General features: G+C 42.9%; 11 protein-coding genes. All 11 read left to right on the top strand.

Annotation, left to right across the window (positions count from 1 at the left end; all coding sequences use genetic code 11):
* Positions 1-61 precede the first annotated feature (61 nt).
* The 11 genes from FX988_RS02775 to FX988_RS02725 all read left to right on the top strand — a co-directional run bounded on the left by FX988_RS02775 (position 62) and on the right by FX988_RS02725 (position 19,838).
* Positions 62-2,128, top strand: a complete 2,067-nt coding sequence (locus FX988_RS02775; RefSeq protein ID WP_160178233.1) for a DUF1302 domain-containing protein — start codon at positions 62-64, stop codon at positions 2,126-2,128.
* A gap of 11 nt (positions 2,129-2,139) precedes the next feature.
* Positions 2,140-3,507: a DUF1329 domain-containing protein gene (locus FX988_RS02770; protein ID WP_160178232.1), complete on the top strand. Its 1,368-nt coding sequence runs from the start codon at positions 2,140-2,142 to the stop codon at positions 3,505-3,507.
* Positions 3,508-3,568: 61 nt separating this feature from the next.
* Positions 3,569-4,567 (top strand): WD40/YVTN/BNR-like repeat-containing protein, encoded by a 999-nt coding sequence (locus FX988_RS02765; RefSeq protein ID WP_160178231.1) that lies wholly within the window; start codon positions 3,569-3,571, stop codon positions 4,565-4,567.
* A 6-nt stretch (positions 4,568-4,573) separates the two neighbouring features.
* A complete protein-coding gene (locus FX988_RS02760; protein ID WP_160178230.1) occupies positions 4,574-6,889 on the top strand; it encodes an efflux RND transporter permease subunit in 2,316 nt (771 codons plus the stop codon).
* A gap of 283 nt (positions 6,890-7,172) precedes the next feature.
* Positions 7,173-12,011, top strand: a complete 4,839-nt coding sequence (locus tag FX988_RS02755) for an NAD-glutamate dehydrogenase (RefSeq protein ID WP_160178229.1) — start codon at positions 7,173-7,175, stop codon at positions 12,009-12,011.
* 69 nt (positions 12,012-12,080) lie between these two features.
* Positions 12,081-13,088 (top strand): quinone-dependent dihydroorotate dehydrogenase, encoded by a 1,008-nt coding sequence (gene pyrD, locus FX988_RS02750; protein WP_160178228.1) that lies wholly within the window; start codon positions 12,081-12,083, stop codon positions 13,086-13,088.
* A 115-nt stretch (positions 13,089-13,203) separates the two neighbouring features.
* Positions 13,204-13,740: a cell division protein ZapC domain-containing protein gene (locus FX988_RS02745; protein ID WP_160178227.1), complete on the top strand. Its 537-nt coding sequence runs from the start codon at positions 13,204-13,206 to the stop codon at positions 13,738-13,740.
* 125 nt (positions 13,741-13,865) lie between these two features.
* Positions 13,866-15,971, top strand: coding sequence for a bifunctional 23S rRNA (guanine(2069)-N(7))-methyltransferase RlmK/23S rRNA (guanine(2445)-N(2))-methyltransferase RlmL (gene rlmKL / locus FX988_RS02740; protein ID WP_160178226.1), 2,106 nt, complete (start codon positions 13,866-13,868; stop codon positions 15,969-15,971).
* Positions 15,964-16,200, top strand: coding sequence for a glutaredoxin family protein (locus FX988_RS02735; protein ID WP_160178225.1), 237 nt, complete (start codon positions 15,964-15,966; stop codon positions 16,198-16,200). The genes rlmKL and FX988_RS02735 overlap by 8 nt, the downstream gene beginning before the upstream one ends.
* Positions 16,197-18,107 carry an ABC transporter ATP-binding protein gene (locus tag FX988_RS02730; RefSeq protein ID WP_160178224.1) on the top strand — a complete coding sequence of 637 codons (1,911 nt, stop codon included), beginning with the start codon at positions 16,197-16,199 and terminating at the stop codon, positions 18,105-18,107. The genes FX988_RS02735 and FX988_RS02730 overlap by 4 nt, the downstream gene beginning before the upstream one ends.
* 27 nt (positions 18,108-18,134) lie before the next feature.
* Complete coding sequence (locus FX988_RS02725; RefSeq protein ID WP_160178223.1) at positions 18,135-19,838, top strand: DUF3466 family protein; 1,704 nt, start codon at positions 18,135-18,137, stop codon at positions 19,836-19,838.
* Positions 19,839-19,944 lie beyond the last annotated feature (106 nt).

Here is a 19,944-nt window from a genome sequence, read left to right as displayed (position 1 = left end):
ATTTAAGTGGTTATATTGAATGTAATGTTAGTACCTAGTACGAACGACAAGGGAGGTAAGGATGAATCAAGAATTCTTCGGGTTTAAAAAGTCGCCTATAGCGTTAGGCATGATGGGGCTTATAGGTGCAGCATTGATGCCAGCACAAGCCGCCAGTTGGAGTGATGGCGATTGGTCAGTTACCTTTGACTCGAACTTTTCTTTGGGAACCAGTATACGCGTTGAAGAACGTGATTTTTCACGGGTAGGCAACAGCAATGGCGTACAATTTGATTGGACTGGTTACAATCCAGCAACCAACCCAATTTACAGTTCAGCAGATGTTTGGGCGCTTGGAACGGGTGGTTATTCCACTAACGGTGATTTAAGTACCCTAAATTACGAAAAAGGTAATCCTTTTTCTACCTTGTTTAAAGGTGTGCACGAGTTAGATATTCAGTACAAAAACATGGGCGTATTTATACGTGGCATGTATTTTTACGATTTTGAAATGAAAGACAGCTCCCGTGATTGGCAAAATCCAATTACCGGCACTACTCAAGATCCATGCGCATCGTCCACGGCAAGTGAAGAACTGTGTTCAGATGTACGTTTTCTAGATGCTTATTTCTATTCTGATTTTTACATAGGTGATATGCCTGTGACTTTCCGGGTGGGTGACCAAGTGGTCAGTTGGGGGGAAAGTACCTTTATTCAGCACGGTATTAACTCAACTAACCCTGTTGACGTCTCTCGTGCTCAAGCACCTGGTGCTGAATTAAAAGAAGTTTTTATCCCTGTGGGTATGGTGTTCGCCCAATTCGGATTAACCGAAAACCTCAGTCTATCTATGTATTACCAGTATGAGTGGGAGCGCAGCCGTTTGCCGCAAGCCGGTAGTTATTTTTCCACCAATGACTTTGCGGGCGAAGGCGGTCAAGCGCAAAATATTCAATTAGGCTTTAGCGGTAATCCAGATATTGATTTAGATTTTCTGCTTAGTGGTTTGAATGGGTTAGGTGCAGCGTTAGCTGCCGGAGCAGATTCGGGACAAATAGGGCAAGCCTATCTCGCGTACCCCACTAAAGTAGCTGTACGTGGTTACAGTGATAGAGCTCATGAAAATGCAGACGACCAAGGACAGTACGGGATTAAAATCGGCTACTATGCGGAGGAGTTGAACGAAACCGAGTTCAATTTCTATATGCTTAATTACCATAGTCAGCGCCCATTAATATCAGGCTTAACCTCTGACTTTACCTCTGAAGCAATTGCAGCTGACTTGGCTATGTTGGCTACCACTGAAATTACGAAAGAGAATGTAACGGATCTTCGCGCCTTTACCAAAACAGGTTTTGTGTATCCTGAAGATCTAAAGTTATATGGTTTCAGCTTTAATACAAACGTAGGCACGACTGCGCTAGCAGGTGAAATTGCTTACCGTGTTGATGAGCCGTTACAGATAGATGATGTTGAACTACTGTATGCTGCGATGCCACAACAATTGGCGATTGCGGGGATACGCCCTGATTTAGCCGGTATCTCTCAATTAGACGGTTTCCAAGGTTTCACCACTGGCCCTGGTGAAACGGCAACAGGCTTTATTGAGTCTGATACCTTACAAATGCAGGTGACAGCCACGCATATTTTTGGCCCTGCGCTGGGCACGGATAATTTAGTGGTGTTAGGTGAAGTAGGGTACGTGAGTATTCAGGACTTTCCAGATCCAAACGTTATTCGTTTAAACGGTCCTGGTTCAGTGCGTACTCCTTCATTAGCGCCGACAGCCGATGGCAATTCCCGTGAAGGCCTACATATAGGGCTTTCTGATGGCCCAGAAACAAACCCGTTTCCGACCTCTAGTGCGTGGGGATACCGTTTGCTCGCTAACGCCTCGTTTAACAATGTTTTTTCAGGTGTCAATTTACAGGCGCGGGGCACATTCGCGCATGATGTAAATGGTATAACGCCGGATCCAATGTTTTTGTTTGTAGAAGATAGAAAGTCAGCCAGTATCGCTTTGACCTTTGATTACTTAAGCAGATGGTCAGCCACTGCATCTTATAACTCGTTCTGGGGCGGGCAAGGCACAACAAATACCCTATCGGACCGTGATTATGTTTCTTTTAATATCAAGTATTCTATCTAAGGAGCTATATTATGATTAGAAGATTTGCTCTCATCGCGTCTGCAATGGCGCTAACGTTCAATTCTGGCTTGATTCAAGCCAAGGTATCTGAAGCCGAAGCCGCAAAACTAGGTGGTGAATTAACCCCTGTCGGTGCAGTTAAAGCCGGCAATGCAGATGGCAGCATTCCAGCTTGGACAGGTGGTATTACTAAACCACCTGCAGGCTACAGCAAAGGTGATCATCACCCTGATCCGTTTGCGGATGATAAAGTGTTATTTACTATCACCGCTAAAAACTATCAGGAATATGCAGAGTTTCTAAGTGATGGCCAAAAAGAATTGTTTAAAGCCTATCCTGACACTTATAAAATGCCGATTTACCAATCACGCCGTTCAGCGTCACTGCCTCAGTTTGTGTATGACGAAACAGCGAAAAATGCAGTTATGGCTGAACTGATTCAAGGTGGTAATGGCGTCAAGAATGCCGCAATTGGTATTCCATTTCCTATCCCACAAAATGGTGTAGAAACTATTTGGAATCACATTTTACGTTACCGTGGAGAAAGTGTTAAACGCTATGCTGGTCAAGCGGCACCCACGGCGTCTGGTGACTATAACGTCATCGGTTTCGAAGAAGAGTTGATGCAAAAGTATTCTGCTAAAGATGCGACACGAGAGAAGCTACTTGAAGAAAATGTGATCTCAAAGTTTAAGCAAAGTGTGACCTCGCCAGCGCGTTTAGCAGGTACCGCATTGTTAGTACATGAAACCATGGATCAAATACGTGAGCCACGTCAAGCATGGACCTACAATACAGGTCAACGCCGAGTTCGCCGTGCACCTAACGTAGCGTATGATGCACCAGGTACAGGTTCAGATGGCTTACGTACCTCTGATGATTTTGATATGTTCAATGGTGCCCCTGATCGTTACAACTGGGAGCTTAAAGGCAAACAAGAGATGTATGTCGCGTACAATAACTACCATTTGCACAGCGATAAAGTGTCATATGAAGATATTCTTAAGCCAGGCCATATCAATCCTGATTTAACGCGTTTTGAAAAACATCGGGTTTGGGTCGTCGAAGCCACTCTTAAACCTGAATTTCGCCATATTTATCAAAAGCGTGTGTTCTTTATTGATGAAGACAGCTGGCAAATTCAAGTCGCTGATATGTACGATAACCGTAACGAATTGTATCGTGTAGGTATATCTCATGGTATCAACTATTATGAAGTGCCTACGCAATGGTCGACATTGGATGTGTATCACGACTTAAACTCTCGTCGTTATTTAGCCCTAGGGTTAGATAATGAGGAAAAGATGTATGAATTTGATGCTGACCTAAAAGATCGCGAATTTACCCCAGAGGCCATGCGCCGAGCCGGTAGACGCTAATCGAGTACAAGAAACGGTTGGCCTTTGCCAACCGTTTTCATTTTGATGGAACCCCTTTACTATGAAATTATCCCTTGCAAGTGCAGTGATTGCCGTTTTACTTGCACCTTTACCTTCTATTCACGCGGCGCAAACCAGCTTTCAAGCACCCTTGGTTGATCAATCACTTTTACTTGATATTACCCAGAATAGCGGTCAGCTTGTTGCGGTAGGTGAACGAGGCCATATAATCCGCTCAATGGACGGACAGAATTGGCAACAAGTTGAAGTGCCTTCTACTTCAACGTTAACGGGAGTGTATTTCATTGGCCAGCAAGGCTGGGCCGTGGGTCATGACTTTGTTATTTTACATACGAAAAACAATGGTTTGAATTGGGAAGTGCAGCACTTTGATCCTGAGCAAGAGCGCCCGTTATTGGACCTAGTGTTTTTCAATGAAAACCATGGCATAGCAATTGGTGCTTATGGTGCGTTTTTGCGTACTCAAGACGGGGGTAAAACATGGCAAAGTGAATTGCACGCTGAGTTTGTTAGTCAATATGATCAAGATTATCTAAATGAAATTCGCCTTGAAGACGAAGCGTTTTATAAGGAGGAGCTTGCCGCCATTTTGCCTCATTTAAATAGTATTTCTGTTTCTGGCGAAAACGTTTATATCGCGGGTGAAGCAGGGTTACTCGCCAAGAGTACAGATAAAGGTCAAACGTGGAAACGAATGGACATCGATTATCAGGGCTCATTTTTTAACATCGCGCAAGCCAAATCTGGCCAACTTATCGCTACCGGTTTACGCGGTAACGTATTTGTTTTCGATCAAGATGCGCAGCAATGGAATGCGATCGACGCGGGTAGTAAAGCGTCTATGAATGCTGTTGTGTCGGTTGACGCGTCGCGAACAGTGCTACTTGGAAACAACGGTGCAGTAGTCACGATGCAAGGGGATGATGTCAGCTACACGCAACAGAGTGACGGGCAAACGCTTGTAAATGGTGTGTTTTACAACAATCAAATTATCGCAGTGTCGGTTGACGGCATTAAACATTTGCAGCAAGCACGGTAACCGTCCATGAGTAATTTAATAAAATTTTTAGAAACCTTGATTTTCAAGAACCGTATCGCTGTTTTATTGGTATTTCTTGCAGCTACCGTTTTCCTAGGTTATCAGTCCTCTCAATTGCGTTTAGATGCAGGTTTTACCAAAAACATACCGCTTAATCATGAGTACATGCAGAATTATATGAAGCATGTGAATGATTTTGGTGGGGCCAACAGCATATTGGTTTCTGTGTGTGATACCCATGGTGATATTTTTAATCAAAACTTTTTTGATACCCTAAAAGACGTCCACGACCAGTTATTTTTCATTAATGGTGTTGACCGTTCTTTGGTTAAATCGCTGTTTTCTTCTTCAACTCGTTTCACGGAAATTGTTGAAGGTGGTTTTGCCGGAGGCCCGGTGATCCCAGCGGATTTTAACTCGTCTGAACAAAGAGGTTTAGATAAAGTATCTTCTAATATTGAAAAAGCAGGCATAGTGGGCAGTTTAGTGTCTGACGACTATCAATGTGCCATGGTCAATGCCAAGTTGCTGGACTTAGATCCTGATACAGGTGAGAAGCTCGATACCCTTGCGCTTGCTGACGAACTAGAAACCCAACTTCGTGGTAAATTCGAAACGAACGATATCAGTATTCATATTATCGGTTTCGCCAAAATGATTGGCGATGTAGCCAATGGTGCAAAAGATGTGTTGGTGTTTTTTGCTATTGCCATCGCCATTACGGCTATATTGGTTTACTTCTTCTGTAAGTCATTGATGCTGACAGTGTTGCCGCTGGTGTGTTCGGTTATCGCGGTTATTTGGCAAATGGGTTTGCTGACCTTACTTGGTTTTGGTTTAGATCCTATGTCCATTTTGGTGCCATTTTTGGTTTTTGCTATTGGCATAAGTCACGGCGTACAGATGATCAACTCAGTTGGTAAAGAAGTGACCAAAGGCAGTTCTTCATTTGATGCGGCGAAGCTCGCATTTACCACTTTGTTAATTCCAGGTGGGGTAGCCTTACTGTCTGACACAATTGGCTTTATGACTTTGTTGGTTATTGATATTGGTATTATTCGCGAGCTTGCGATAACTGCAAGTATGGGTGTCGCAGTGATCATTTTAACCAACCTGTTGTTGCTACCTGTGCTTATGTCATTCGTTAAATTTAGCGATAAATACAAGCTGAAATTTGCCGGTAAAGAAAACCGCGCTGATAAATTTTGGGATGGAATTGCAGCTTGCTCTAGCCCGAAAGTCGCTATCGTTATTCTTGTCGTCACTGCAGGGTTGTTTGCCTTCGGCTGGATGCAAGCCCAAAAAATGAAGATAGGTGATTTGCATGCTGGGGCTCCAGCTTTACACGAATCATCCCGTTATAATCAAGACACATTTTTGATTACCGATAAATATGAAATCAGCACGGATTACATGTCTATCTTGGTAGAAGCGTCGAAAGATGCCTGTACTTCTTTTGAGGTGATGAACGCGATTGACGAGCTACAATGGCGCATGTCCAACGTTGAAGGTGTTCAATCTGCGGTCAGTTTAGCCTCTGTCGCCAAAATCATTAACGCAGGCTACAACGAAGGGAATGCTAAATGGCGAGTTCTACCTCGTAATCAGCAAACGTTAGTGCAAGATATCGCCCGTGTGGATACCTCATCAGGCTTGTTAAATGGTGACTGCTCTGTGATGCCTATCATTTTGTTTATGGAAGATCACAAGGCCGAAACGATTAATAGAGTAGTTGATGCGGTAAAAGAATATCGCGGCGATTTTGAAACGCCTGATTTGCAATTTAAGCTGGCTTCAGGGCCAATTGGTGTTATGGCTGCTCAAAATGAAGCCGTTGAAGCCGCACAAGACCCAATGATGTTGTACGTGTTTGGTGCCGTAATTCTTTTGTGTTTACTGAGCTTTAAATCATTACGCGCCACATTGGCTGTGGTCATTCCTCTGTATGTTGTTTCGGTCTTGGCGCAAGCCTTAATGACTTACTTGCAAATTGGTTTAACCGTTTCTACATTGCCTGTTATCGCATTAGGCGTGGGTATCGGAGTTGATTACGGTATTTATATTTTATCTACCATGAATGCCAAGTTAAAAGCGGGCATGGCAGTGCGCCAAGCCTACTTCGAAGCGCTTAAAGAGCGGGGCAGTGCCGTATTATTTACCGGTGCTACTTTAGCGGTAGGCGTGAGCACTTGGGTATTCTCATCACTTAAATTCCAGATGGATATGGGTATTCTGCTCACGTTTATGTTTGTGGTGAATATGATGGGTGCCATTATTGTGTTACCCGCATTAGCCAGTGTGTTTTGGCGAAAGCAAAAATAATTCCGCATAATTATTTAAAATTTTGCATAAAAAAGGCCGTAAGGCCTTTTTTTATGTTCTAAATTCAGATAACTATTTCAATTGTAAATACGGCGTAAATTTAGGGCTTTTAATGGCTCGATATTTTAGCGAGAATAGCGCCATAGAGACGAAAAACTGTATATATGTCAGTCTATTGTCTAGTCTAGTTAATTGTCGTCGGCGGTAATGATTGTGTAACAATTTGTTAATCGTCGATTCAGTACCACTGTTACTTCCATAAAAGTAAGGAATAGGTAAACTCATGACGGTTGCAACACACCAGCATTCAGTTCTGTTAGATAACGTAATTCAGCTTATTGAAAAGAAAGTAGACAAGGGCCAAGTAGACCTTGTTAAGAACTTTTCGCGTATTTTGTTCAATAATATTTCCGCAGAAGATTTAGATAATCGCAATGACAGCGATTTATACGGCGCTACGCTGAGTCTGTGGAATAAGTTTTTAAATTTCGATGCCAGTAAACAGGTTATCCGTGTTTTTAACCCAGAAGTCGGTAAGCACGGTTGGCAATCAACCCACACCATTGTTGAGATACTCGTTCAGGACATGCCATTTTTAGTGGACTCTGTGCGCATGGCGCTCAACCGTGTAGGGGTAACTGCGCATTTATTGCTACACAGCCCGATTACATTACAACGAGATGAAGAACATAAGTTTACTGGGTTTGTTGATGGTAAAAAGAGCGTCAAAAACGCCACTAAAGAGACGATATTCCTTATTGAAGTTGACCGCCAAACGACCAAAAAAGCATTAGATGGCCTTGCAAATGAATTGATGTCAGTGGTTAATGAAGTATCGCTGGCGGTTCAAGACTGGCGTGCGATGAGTGATAAGCTTGATTCAATCATCAATGAGTTTCCAAACAGACCGTCGCCAGCATCCGATGAACAAAAAGCCCAAACCGCTAAATTTTTGGCTTGGTTAAACGATCATAATTTTACCATTATGGGCTATCGCTCATACAGCGCTAAGGCGGTGAAAGGCGACTACCGCTGGTTGGCTGATAATGAATCAAGCTTGGGGTTAATGAAAAACTCGGCCAGTGATCGTGAAAGAGTACTATCAAATATTCCTGGCTCAGCTCGTGAAGAAGCATTGAGCGATCATCCACTGTTACTGACTAAAACCAATAGTCGTTCTCGGGTGCACCGTCCAGCGTATATGGATTATATCGGTATAAAGCGCTTCGATGAGCAGGGGAATGTGGTAGGAGAAGATCGCTTTATTGGGCTTTACTCTGCTTCTTTCTATAATAGTAGTGCAACTCAAATCCCTGTTTTGAAAAGTAAAATAGATAGTATTTGTCAAAAATCTGGATTTGAAAAAGACTCTCACGGATACAAAGCATTTCTTAACATTATTGAAACGTATCCTCGTGATGAACTATTGCAAGGCAGTGAAGATGAACTTGCACAAATCGCGTTAGGTATTTTCCAAATGCAAGAGCGCGGTATTTCACGTTTGTTTGTACGCAAAGATGTTTTCGGTCGTTTTATTTCTTGTATGGTGTATGTGCCAAGAGAGCGGTACAACACCCAGCTGCGTAAAGACACCCAAGTACTATTGCAAAAATCATTCAACAGTAAGGAAGACGTGGAATTCACCACCTACTTCTCAGAATCTGTATATGCCAGAACGCAATACATTGTCAGAGTCAAAGACAACAATTCGGAATATAACGTGAAGCAAATTGAAAAGAACATCATCGAGCTCACAAAAAGTTGGAACGATAAACTCACTGCAACGATTCGTTCGACCTATGGTGAAGCGGCCGGTAAAGTACTTGAAAAGAAATATGACGACGCATTCCCGCCAAGCTACAAAGAGCATAACTTACCCAGTGCAGCCTTAGTTGATTTAGAAAAAATCGAATTGCTTAGTGCCGAACATACACTGGATATGTTGTTTTATCGCCCACAAGAAGAAGCCAACGACAGTGAAGTGGTCAAGCTAAAACTATTCCACAAGAATGAGCCAATCCATTTATCTGCGGTTTTACCCATGTTGGAAAACTTCGGACTGCGGGTGATTGACGAAAGTCCTTATCGCGTGAAATCCAGTGACGGAGAAGTCAACTGGATCATGGAGTTTTCCATGCTGCATAGCACCAGTAATCGTATGGACTTAGAGCGGGCACAAACACTTTTCCAAAACGCATTCGCCAAAGTTTGGTCAAACGAATTGGAAGACGATGCCTTTAACCGCTTAGTACTAGGTGCAGGTTTACCTGGACGAAACGTCACTATTCTTCGCGCTTACGCAAAGTATATGCGCCAAATAGGCAGCTCGTTCAGTAAAGATTATATTGCTAATACGCTGGCGCATTACCCTGACATTGCCAAGATTTTAGTATCGCTGTTTAATCAACGTTACAACCCGAAAGTACGTCGCTCTAAAAAGCGTGAAGAAACCCTGTTAAGTGAAGTGAAGAAACACTTAGATAATGTCTCGAACTTGGATGACGATCGGATTATTCGTCGTTATTTGGATTTAATTTTGGCGACCACGCGTACCAACTTCTATCAAAGCGACGCCCAAGGGAATGAAAAGTCTTATGCGTCATTTAAAATGTTGCCTGAGCTTATTCCCGACATGCCGCTGCCGCGTCCAAAGTTTGAAATATTTGTGTATTCACCGCGGATTGAAGGGGTGCATTTGCGCGGCGGAAAAGTTGCTCGCGGCGGATTACGCTGGTCCGATCGCCAAGAAGATTTTCGTACTGAAATTTTAGGCTTGGTAAAAGCCCAGCAAGTTAAAAATACCGTAATTGTGCCAGTTGGCGCAAAAGGGGGATTTGTCTGTAAGAATTTGCCGGTTAACCAAGGTCGTGAAGCCTTCCAGAAAGAAGGCCAAGCCTGCTATAAAATTTTTATCCGTAGTTTATTGGACATCACAGACAATATCGTTGACGGGAAAATTGTTCATCCAAAAGAGGTCGTACGTTTGGATGAAGACGATGCTTACCTTGTAGTGGCCGCGGATAAAGGCACAGCAACCTTTTCTGATATCGCCAATGGTATTTCAGAGGAATTCAATTTCTGGCTAGGCGATGCGTTCGCATCGGGCGGAAGTATTGGTTATGACCATAAGAAAATGGGCATAACGGCGCGCGGTGGTTGGGAGTCTGTTAAACGTCACTTCCGCGAAATGGACGTGGATTGTCAAACCACTGATTTCACCTGTGTCGCGGTAGGTGATATGGCTGGGGATGTGTTTGGTAACGGTATGCTTTTATCTGAGCACACCAAACTCATCTGTGCGTTTAACCATTTGCACATTTTCTTTGACCCATCGCCAGATATTAAAACCAGTTACGCAGAACGTAAACGCCTATTTGAAAACCCATCTTTAGGTTGGAACGACTACGATAAGTCATTGATTTCAAATGGTGGTGATGTATTTAGCCGTGCATCTAAATCAATTAAATTAACATCTGAGATGAAAAAATGGTTGGGCACTAAGCAACAGTCAATGACGCCTAATGAACTTATTCATAACGTCTTGCAAATGGAAGTCGATTTATTATGGAACGGCGGCATAGGGACTTATGTTAAAAGTAGTAAAGAAAGCCATTCCCAAGTGGGTGACAGAGCAAATGATGATACTCGCGTCAACGGCTCGCAAGTTAAAGCAAAAATTATTGGTGAGGGTGGCAACCTTGGTTTAACTCAGCTCGGGCGAATTGAATTTGCCCGTTCTGGTGGCCGAGTGAATACCGACTTTATTGATAATGTGGGCGGTGTAGATTGCTCAGATAATGAAGTCAATATTAAAATTTTACTCAACGCATTGGTTAGTTCAGGGGATTTAACCCTTAAGCAGCGCAACAATCTGCTATTTGAAATGACCGACGATGTCGGGGATTTGGTGATCCAAGATTGCTACCGTCAGACCGAGTCAATTTCTATCACGCAATTAAGTGGTGGCAGCCAGCTTAAAGAGCAATTACGTTTTATTCATAATCTAGAAAAAGAGGGCAACCTTAATCGCGAGATTGAGTTTATCCCAACAGATGATGAAATATCAGATCGCTTAGCGGTATCACAAGGTCTTACACGCCCTGAATTATCCGTGCTAATTGCTTACGGTAAAATGATGTTGAAGGAAAGATTCAACATTCCTGAGATCACTGATAATCCGTATCACCGTAAATTGCTAATCAGTGCATTCCCTGACGTATTACAAAAACGCTATGCGGAGCAAATGGAGCAGCATCCGCTGCGCAGCGAAATTATTGCCACTAAGTTAACGAACAATCTCATTAACGACATGGGTATGAATTTCGTGTTCCGTATGCAAGAAGAAACTGGCGCCACTATCTGTGAAATTGCAAATGCTTACTGTGTGGTAAAAGGTATTTTCGATATGGATAGTTTGTGGGACGAAGTTGAAGAACTTGACAATAAAGTTTCAGCGCAAACCCAACTCGCTATGTTAGAAAGTATGCGCAGAACGCTCAGACGCGCTTCTCGCTGGTATCTGCGCCATGGCGATAAAACCATGGACATTCAAGATGCGATCGATAGCTACACATCGACGTTTGCCGATTTATTTAAAAACCTTAAAGACTATTTAGTCGCCGATGAATACAAAGAGCTAGAAGAAAACTGCACTCGTTTGATCAAAGAGGGAGTGCCAAAAGAGATAGCTTATAAAGTGGCAAGCTTAAGCAACTTGTTCCCTTGTTTGGATTTGGCACAAATCGCTAAAGCCGAAAACCGCAGTATTAAACTGGTCGCCAGTTTGTATTTCCGTTTAGGCTCACGTTTAGAGTTACATTGGTTCCTCGAACAGATCAACAATCAGACTGTATCAAACCACTGGCAGGCGCTTGCTCGAGCATCTTATCGAGAAGAGTTAGATTGGCAACAACGGGCGTTAGCGATTGTTTTACTAACAGGTGCGCCTGAGTGCGATGACGCTCAAGTCATTTTGGGCACATGGATGGAGCATAATCAGGCGTTATTAGAGCGCTGGTATAGTATGATGTCTGAATTCAAAACCAGTAGCACCCACGAGTTTGCGAAGTTTTCGGTCGCATTACGTGAATTAATGTTGCTTAGTATTAATGCTAACGCTTAATATTAAATGTAAGGTCTTAATGCCCTGGTACTAACCGGGGCTTTTTTTTGTCTGAGGAAACCACACACCATGTATGCCATTTTACAGAAATTTTTATTCACCCAAGATGCAGAATGGAGCCATGATTTTACGATTAACTGGCTTAAGCGCACACAACACAACGTTTTGAATATGGCGTACAAACAACATATTGAAGACAAGCCGGTGGAATTTCTTGGCATCACGTTTAAGAACCCCGTGGGTTTAGCAGCAGGTTTAGATAAAAACGCAGAGTGTATCGACGCATTTGCTGCCATGGGTTTTGGCTTTATTGAAGTCGGTACCGTCACGCCTAAGCCGCAAGCAGGTAATGACAAGCCTCGCATGTTTCGATTGCCAGCAGGGAAGGCGATCATTAACCGAATGGGATTTAATAACAAAGGCGTTGATTATCTCGTAGAGCAGGTTAAAAAAGCAAAATATACAGGTGTGCTGGGCATTAATATTGGCAAGAACAAAACGACACCAGAAGAAGACGCACTGAACGACTATTTAATTTGTTTGCGTAAGGTCTATGCACACGCGAGTTACGTTACAGTCAATATTTCATCTCCGAATACACCAGGCTTAAGAAACCTGCAATACGGCGAAGCGTTATCTCAGTTGTTAACTGGTTTGAAGGAAGAGCAGGGTAAGCTTGAACGAGAGCACAAAAAGTATGTACCCATATTAATTAAGATCGCGCCCGATCTGGAAGACGCAGAATTGAGTTCAATGGTTGATTCATTTTTAAGCGTTGGGATCGATGGGGTGATCGCCACAAACACCACCCTCGATCGCGACAGTGTAAAAGGTCAACAGTATGCAGATGAAGCAGGCGGCTTAAGTGGTTCAGTCTTAACCCAGAAAAGCCAACGGATCGTAAGCGCATTGTGTCAACAGCTAGCGGGTAACGTGCCAGTGATAGGAGTGGGGGGGATTGACTCTGCTAACGCTGCTAAGGCGCGGATCGAAGCGGGATCACCCCTGATTCAAGTTTATTCAGCGCTGATCTACCAAGGACCAAAATTGATAAAAGAGATCGTCGACGCGTTATAAGGATCAAAGTGAGATCGTCACTCTTTAGCACAATTAATTATGACGAAAGTGCATGATTTCTAAGCTTTTTATGCTAGTTTCTTTGTAGGATTAGAAATGAACAGGCTACGGAATTATGCTACTTCCGAATACAAATTGGTTTTGGTATACGCACGAAAATGAGTTGCGCCTCGACTTGGGCGATACTCTTACATTTGTCGTGCCGTTTGCATTAAAGAACCTTGTTAATCTGCCTACGGAAAAACAATTGTTTAGCCTTGAGGACACGGAGCACTATGTTGCGCTAGCGGAAAGCTTAGACAATAACGGTATCCCTTTGACGGAAGGGCAGTTAGTTCAAATCTTATTAAACGCCACTGCCGCCTTAAAATTTCATAAACCTGTGTGCATGAAAAGCTGGTTGTACAAAGCGCAAAATACCAGCGGGGCGCATTTTCAACTTGCGATGCTTGAGGCCAGTTTTGATGACAACGCTGAGCTAGGTCAAGTGGTCGTATTAGAACAAGATGATAGCTGCGCCACTTGTATGCTAATTTCAGATGATTTTATGGTTAGCGACAGTAAAGCATTGGCAAAGTTTGAGATTATTAAAGTGATGAACGACCGTCTTATTCCCTTTCTAGCGGATATTCCCGAGTACAAACGCGCCTAGTTTTCGTTCTTTCGCCATATCCTGCCAGTTTAGTATTTTATACCAATCAATTGATTTTACGCATTTAATGCGGCATGTCTTTATTTCCCGTATAATCGCGCCCGAAGAATTAACTGAGTTGGTATATGTTTGAATTTTTAGTCACTACGTCCAAAGGGCTCGACGAATTGCTCGCCCAAGAAATAAAAAAGTTGTGTCCGCAACTGTTGGTAAAAACCAAACCTGGCCAAGTGCTATTTAGCGGTGATATCGAACAAGCTTATCGTATTTGCTTGTGGTCACGCCTTGCTAACAGAGTCATGTTAAAGGTTGCCGAAGGGCATGTGGACAGCGCTGATGACGTATATCAAATCACCAGCAGCGTTAACTGGACTTCGCATTTTAAAATCGATAATACCTTTGTTGTTGATTTTGTTGGGGCAAGTCATTGTATCAATAATAGCCAGTTCGGTGCGTTGAAAATCAAAGACGCGGTAGTCGACCAATTCAACGAGTTATTTGAATCACGCCCCTCTGTTAGCAAAATTGAACCGGATATTCGCATACAGGGTAGAATGTGGAGCGATAAGTTGACTGTGTATCTTGATTTGTCAGGACATAGTCTACATCAGCGTCATTATCGTACCAAAACAGGTTTAGCGCCGGTAAAAGAGCACATTGCTTGCGCTATGTTGTATCGTAGTGGTTGGGTGCAAGATACCACTCAACCTTTGGTTGACCCAATGTGCGGCGCTGGCACTATTGCTATCGAGGCGGCATTGATGGCGGCGAATATCGCCCCTGGGCTTAAGCGTGAACGCTGGGGCTTTAGCCAATGGTTGCAGCACGATCCCAGCGTGTGGCAAGACCTGATAGCACAAGCACAGTCCAGCATTGTTCAAGCAAATTGTACTATTTTGGCCAGTGACATTGACCATGGTGTACTTTCAATCGCCAAAGAAAACGCCGATGCGGCAGGTATCTTCTCAGCAATTACCTTTAATACTATTGACGCGTGCAAAGTGATTCCACCAAAAGGCACCTCAACAGGTTACTTGGTCAGTAATCCCCCTTATGGTGAAAGGCTCAGTGAAATCACCGCTTTGCTTCCTTTATTTCAAACTTGGGGCGCAAGCTTGAAAGCCCATTTTAAAGGGTGGAACCTGTCTTTATTGACTTCTAATCGTGATTTATTACGCAGCATGAAAATGTTCGCTAATAAAGAATACAAATTGATGAATGGCAAACTTGAGTGCCAATTGGTTAATTTCGTGTTAGATGAAAAGAACTGCACGACTAAGGAAACATCACTTAGCCATAATGACTTTGCCAATCGTTTAACAAAAAATCTTAAACGTCTAAACAAGTGGCTTAAGAGCGAGAATACAAATTGTTACCGTATTTACGATGCAGATTTGCCAGAATATAACGTGGCAATCGACCGCTATGGTGATTGGTTAGTGGTTCAAGAATATGCTGCACCTAAAAACGTGCCTGAAGCGAAAGCAAAAAGGCGTTTACATGAAGTTATTGTTGCTTTGCCACAAGTGCTCGATATTCCTTCAGAAAATATAGTGATGAAGGTCAGAGCCCAGCAAAAAGGCAAGAGTCAGTACGAAAAGGTAGCGCAAAAGCAGAAGATGCTAGAGGTATTTGAAAACGGCGCAAAATTCAAATTGAACTTGACGGATTATTTGGATACAGGACTATTTTTAGATCACCGTATTACCCGTCAGCTTGTTCAACAAAGCGTCAAAGACAAAGATGTGTTAAATCTATTCGCTTATACCGGCAGTGTTTCAGTGCACGCTGCACTAGGTAAAGCGAAATCGGTGACCACAGTTGATATGTCAAACACGTACATTGATTGGGCAAAAGAAAACTTCGCGTTGAATAACTTGAAAGGCGCCTATGAGTTTATTCAAGCGGATTGTTTAACCTGGCTTGAACGTCATAACAATCAATATGATTTTATTTTTATTGATCCTCCATCGTTTTCTAATTCAAAACGTATGGACACTACATGGGATGTACAGCGGGACCATTTAACACTGTTAAGCAATGCGGTTAAGTGTTTGCGCCCAGGCGGTGAAATTATGTTTTCGAATAATCTGCGTCAATTTAAATTGGACGAAGAGGGGGTTGGTAAGCTGGGTTTACGTATCCAAAACATCACCCAAAAAACACTGCCTGAAGATTTCAAACGTAACCCTAAAATTCACGGCTGCTGGGTGTTTACGCTTGATGTCTAATGTCACTTTACTTTTCTATACAGGCAAGGACTGCTGCTTGTGTGACGATGCACAGGCAATCCTGCAGCATGTCGCCCCAGAGGTGGAATACACTAAACTCGACGTTAGAAGCTCAACCGAGTTGTACCACCTTTACGGCGCTCGTATTCCAGTACTGAAACGCCAAGATACAGAGCAAGAGCTCGGCTGGCCTTTCGGTGAACAACAATTAAGAGAGTTTTTGTCTTGAGTTTATTACAGCTAAAAAATGCCAGTATTATTTTTGGTCATCCGCCTTTATTAAGTGGCGTTGAGTTAGTGATTCAGCCAGGTGAACGAGTTTGTCTTGTTGGTCGCAATGGGTGCGGAAAGTCTACGTTACTTAAAATCATTGCCGGCGAACTTAAATTAGATGATGGTCAACGCTTAGTGGGCAACCAGGTGAAAATTTCTCGCCTGCCTCAAGATCCGCCGCAAAGTGTGGAGTGCAGCTTATTTGATTACGTCGCTGAAGGTATGGCAGAAGTCGGAGAGCTACTTAAAGCTTATTTTCATCAAACTCACGTGATTGCAACGGATTACAGCGAAGCACAAATGGACAAGCTGGAAAAGCTTCAGCAACAGCTCGACCATCATAATGCGTGGCAGTTTGAACAAAAAATAATGCAGGTGTTAACACAACTAAAACTCGACCCTGATCAGCAGTTATCATCTTTGTCTGGGGGCTGGCGCCGTAAAGCTGCGTTAGCACGAGCGCTGGCGAATCAGCCTGATATATTATTGCTCGATGAGCCTACCAACCACCTTGATATCAGTATGATCAAGTGGCTAGAAAATACCGTTCTTGATTATCAAGGGGCAGTGGTGTTTGTCAGCCACGATAGGGCATTTATTCGTAACGTTGCCACACGCATTGTAGACCTAGATCGCGGACAATTAGTCAGCTACCCGGGTAACTACCAAGAATATTTAGATAAAAAAGCCCACGATTTAGAAGTGGAAGAAACCCAAAATGCATTGTTTGACAAAAAACTAAGTCAAGAGGAAGCCTGGATACGCCAAGGTGTAAAAGCACGCCGTACACGTAATGAGGGACGGGTAAGAGCATTAAAAGCATTGCGTAACGAGCGCAGTGAACGTCGTGAAGTGCAGGGCAGAGCGGTTGTAACGCTTGGGCAAGGGCAGAGTTCTGGCAAAATTATTTTTGAAGCTGAAAATCTGCAGTACCAAATTGATAGTAAGAACATCGTCGATAATTTAGATTTAACCGTTTTCAGGGGCGATAAAATAGCCCTTATCGGCCCGAATGGCTGTGGTAAAAGTACGCTGATTAAACTTTTACTCGAGCAACTTGAACCGACCTCGGGCTCAGTACGCTGTGGTACAAAAATAGATTTAGCCTACTTTGACCAGCACAGATCTCAGCTCGATGTATCGCTTAAAGTCATTGATGCGATTGCTGATGGTAAGCGCGAAGTTGATATCAATGGTAACAGTAAGCACGTCATAAGCTATCTACAAGATTATTTGTTCACGCCTGAAAGAGTGAATGTCCCTGTCAGTTCTTTATCTGGGGGAGAAAAAAATCGCTTGTTGTTGGCTAAGCTCATGCTTAAACCGAATAACTTACTGATTCTCGATGAGCCAACCAATGATTTGGATGTCGAAACCTTAGAGTTACTGGAAGACATTTTAGGAAACTACAAAGGTACACTTATTCTCGTGAGCCACGATAGAGAATTTGTCGACAATGTAGTGACCTCAAGTTTGTTCTTTGAAGGTGAAGGCCAGATTAAGGAGTTTGTGGGCGGTTATGCGGATATTTATCAATGGTACGCCGCCAATGCGGTATCTAAACAAGCGAATAAAACGAAGTCTGAAACTTCTAAGCAAAGTGATAGTCCTAAGACCAAGCCAAAAACTAATTCAACTAAAAAGTTATCTTATAAACAGCAACTTGAACTCGAAAAATTGCCAATTACTATCGACAAGTTAGAGCAAGAGATAGCTAAGTTGCAGTCGCTGATCAGCGATGGAGACTTTTTTAAGCAAGATAACGACGTTACATCTAAGACATTGGCGCAACTAGCTGATGCTGAGAGCAGCCTTAGTGAGGCATACGCCAGATGGGACGAACTTGAAGCATTAACTGAATAAAACATATAAAAGTAATCAGGATTTTAAATGAATAAAACTAGACTGGCAGTATTCGCCCTTTCAGCATTGACGCTTTCAATCGCCAATGCCGCTCAATACACGGTAGTTGAGCTTGATAGCAATGATAAAGGTTTGAATGTCTTTCCAACAGATATCAATGCTGGCGGCCAAATCGCGCTTAACGTAGCCACGCCCTATAATCCGCCACTTGATGAAACGCTAATAAATTTTGAATCTCAGACCTTAATCGATAATTTAACCGATATAGAGGCCGCAAAAGTCGGTAACTTTAATGATGCTGATTACACGCTACTGTACGCGCTTATCACTGAAAATCGTGAAGGGTTAACGACTCAGCAACTTGCCAGTCGCCAGGCATATCTGGAAACAAATGGAAGCACTCAATTTATTCCTGGCTTTGACGTGTTAAACCCTCAAACAGACGAGTACTCCTTTAGCAACGATACCATTGTACGTGGCTTGAATGATTTGGGCACGACGGTGGGAAGCAGTTTCGATGTGTTTTATACATTAGACTACACACTAGAAGACGAGACTGAGTTAACGTTTGTGGTCAATGATTTTTATAATAGAGCATTCGCTACTGTTAACAACACGACAGTTGAATTACCTCCAATTGCTGATACGGCAGGGGGCTTGAGTATCGCTTATGATGTAAATAACAACAATCAAGTGGCAGGTTACAGTACGACACTTTTAAATTCTACGTCATTACAAACATCGGTAGATAATTGTAACGATGACGAGGTTCGCGGTGATGAGCCTGTCGAAGTGTGTCTACGTCGTATTAATTTAGCCGAGTCTACTAATGGTGAAAAAGCGCTTGAGTTTAGCTTTCAGCGTCGTGGTGTTATTTGGCAGTTAGACAATCAAGGCCAGATCATCAGCACGAAAGAGCTAGGGTTGCTATATACGCCCGAAGAAGATGACACTAACAGTTACGAAAGCAAGGCGCTGGCTATTAACGACAACGGTATCGCTGTCGGTGAGTCACAAGATGAATATCGTGACACAAATATCATTCGTACTTTTGCAGCGGTTTTTGAAGGCGATACTGTCACTGGTATTACTAGTGACGAAGAATTTACCTCTAGCACTGCAACAGACATCAATAACAGTGGATTAGTCGTTGGCTCTGGCGTTAAGCAAGTTAATGGTATTTCACGTAGCAAATTCTTCGTACACGACATCAACACAGATGAAACCACGTTTCCTGAAGACTTCTTTTTAGGCTCATCTAGTTTCGCTAATAGTATAAATAATGCTGGTATTGTTGTGGGTAGAGGTGAGGTAGAAACGGGGGTATCTGCGAGAAGAAGTCACGCGTTTAGATACGATACCAATACCTCTGAGTTCATCAACATGAATGATTTAATTCAATGTAACTCTGCATATACTTTGGTTAATGCGACCAGTATTAACGATGACGGTGTTGTTGCAGCATCAGCATTAGTACGAGTACCTTCTAAGAATGTTTTAGGAGAAGTAATATTAGACAGTAACGGTGATGAAGTGCTGGTTGATAAAATCATCGCGGTTCGCCTAGAGCCCATCGCCGGCGGCACGATAGAAGACTGTGATGTCAGCGAGCCTGGAGATGGTGATCAAGACAATGACAATAATAACCTAGATCGCAAAGGCGCTGGCTTTGGGATTCTGTCGATAATGGGCTTAATGATGATGGCCTTTCGTAGACGCATAAAAGGATAAAAAATACACCTTCTTTTAGAGCCCGCATTAAGCGGGCTTTTTTCTGCCTATTTGACATTTTTATTACAAATTTGGCTAAATAGTCCGTTGCATATTCGAAATGAGT

The organism is Paraglaciecola mesophila (assembly GCF_009906955.1).
Taxonomy (GTDB): Bacteria; Pseudomonadota; Gammaproteobacteria; order Enterobacterales; family Alteromonadaceae; genus Paraglaciecola; species Paraglaciecola mesophila_A.
This window is presented reverse-complemented; position numbering and strand designations above follow the sequence as displayed.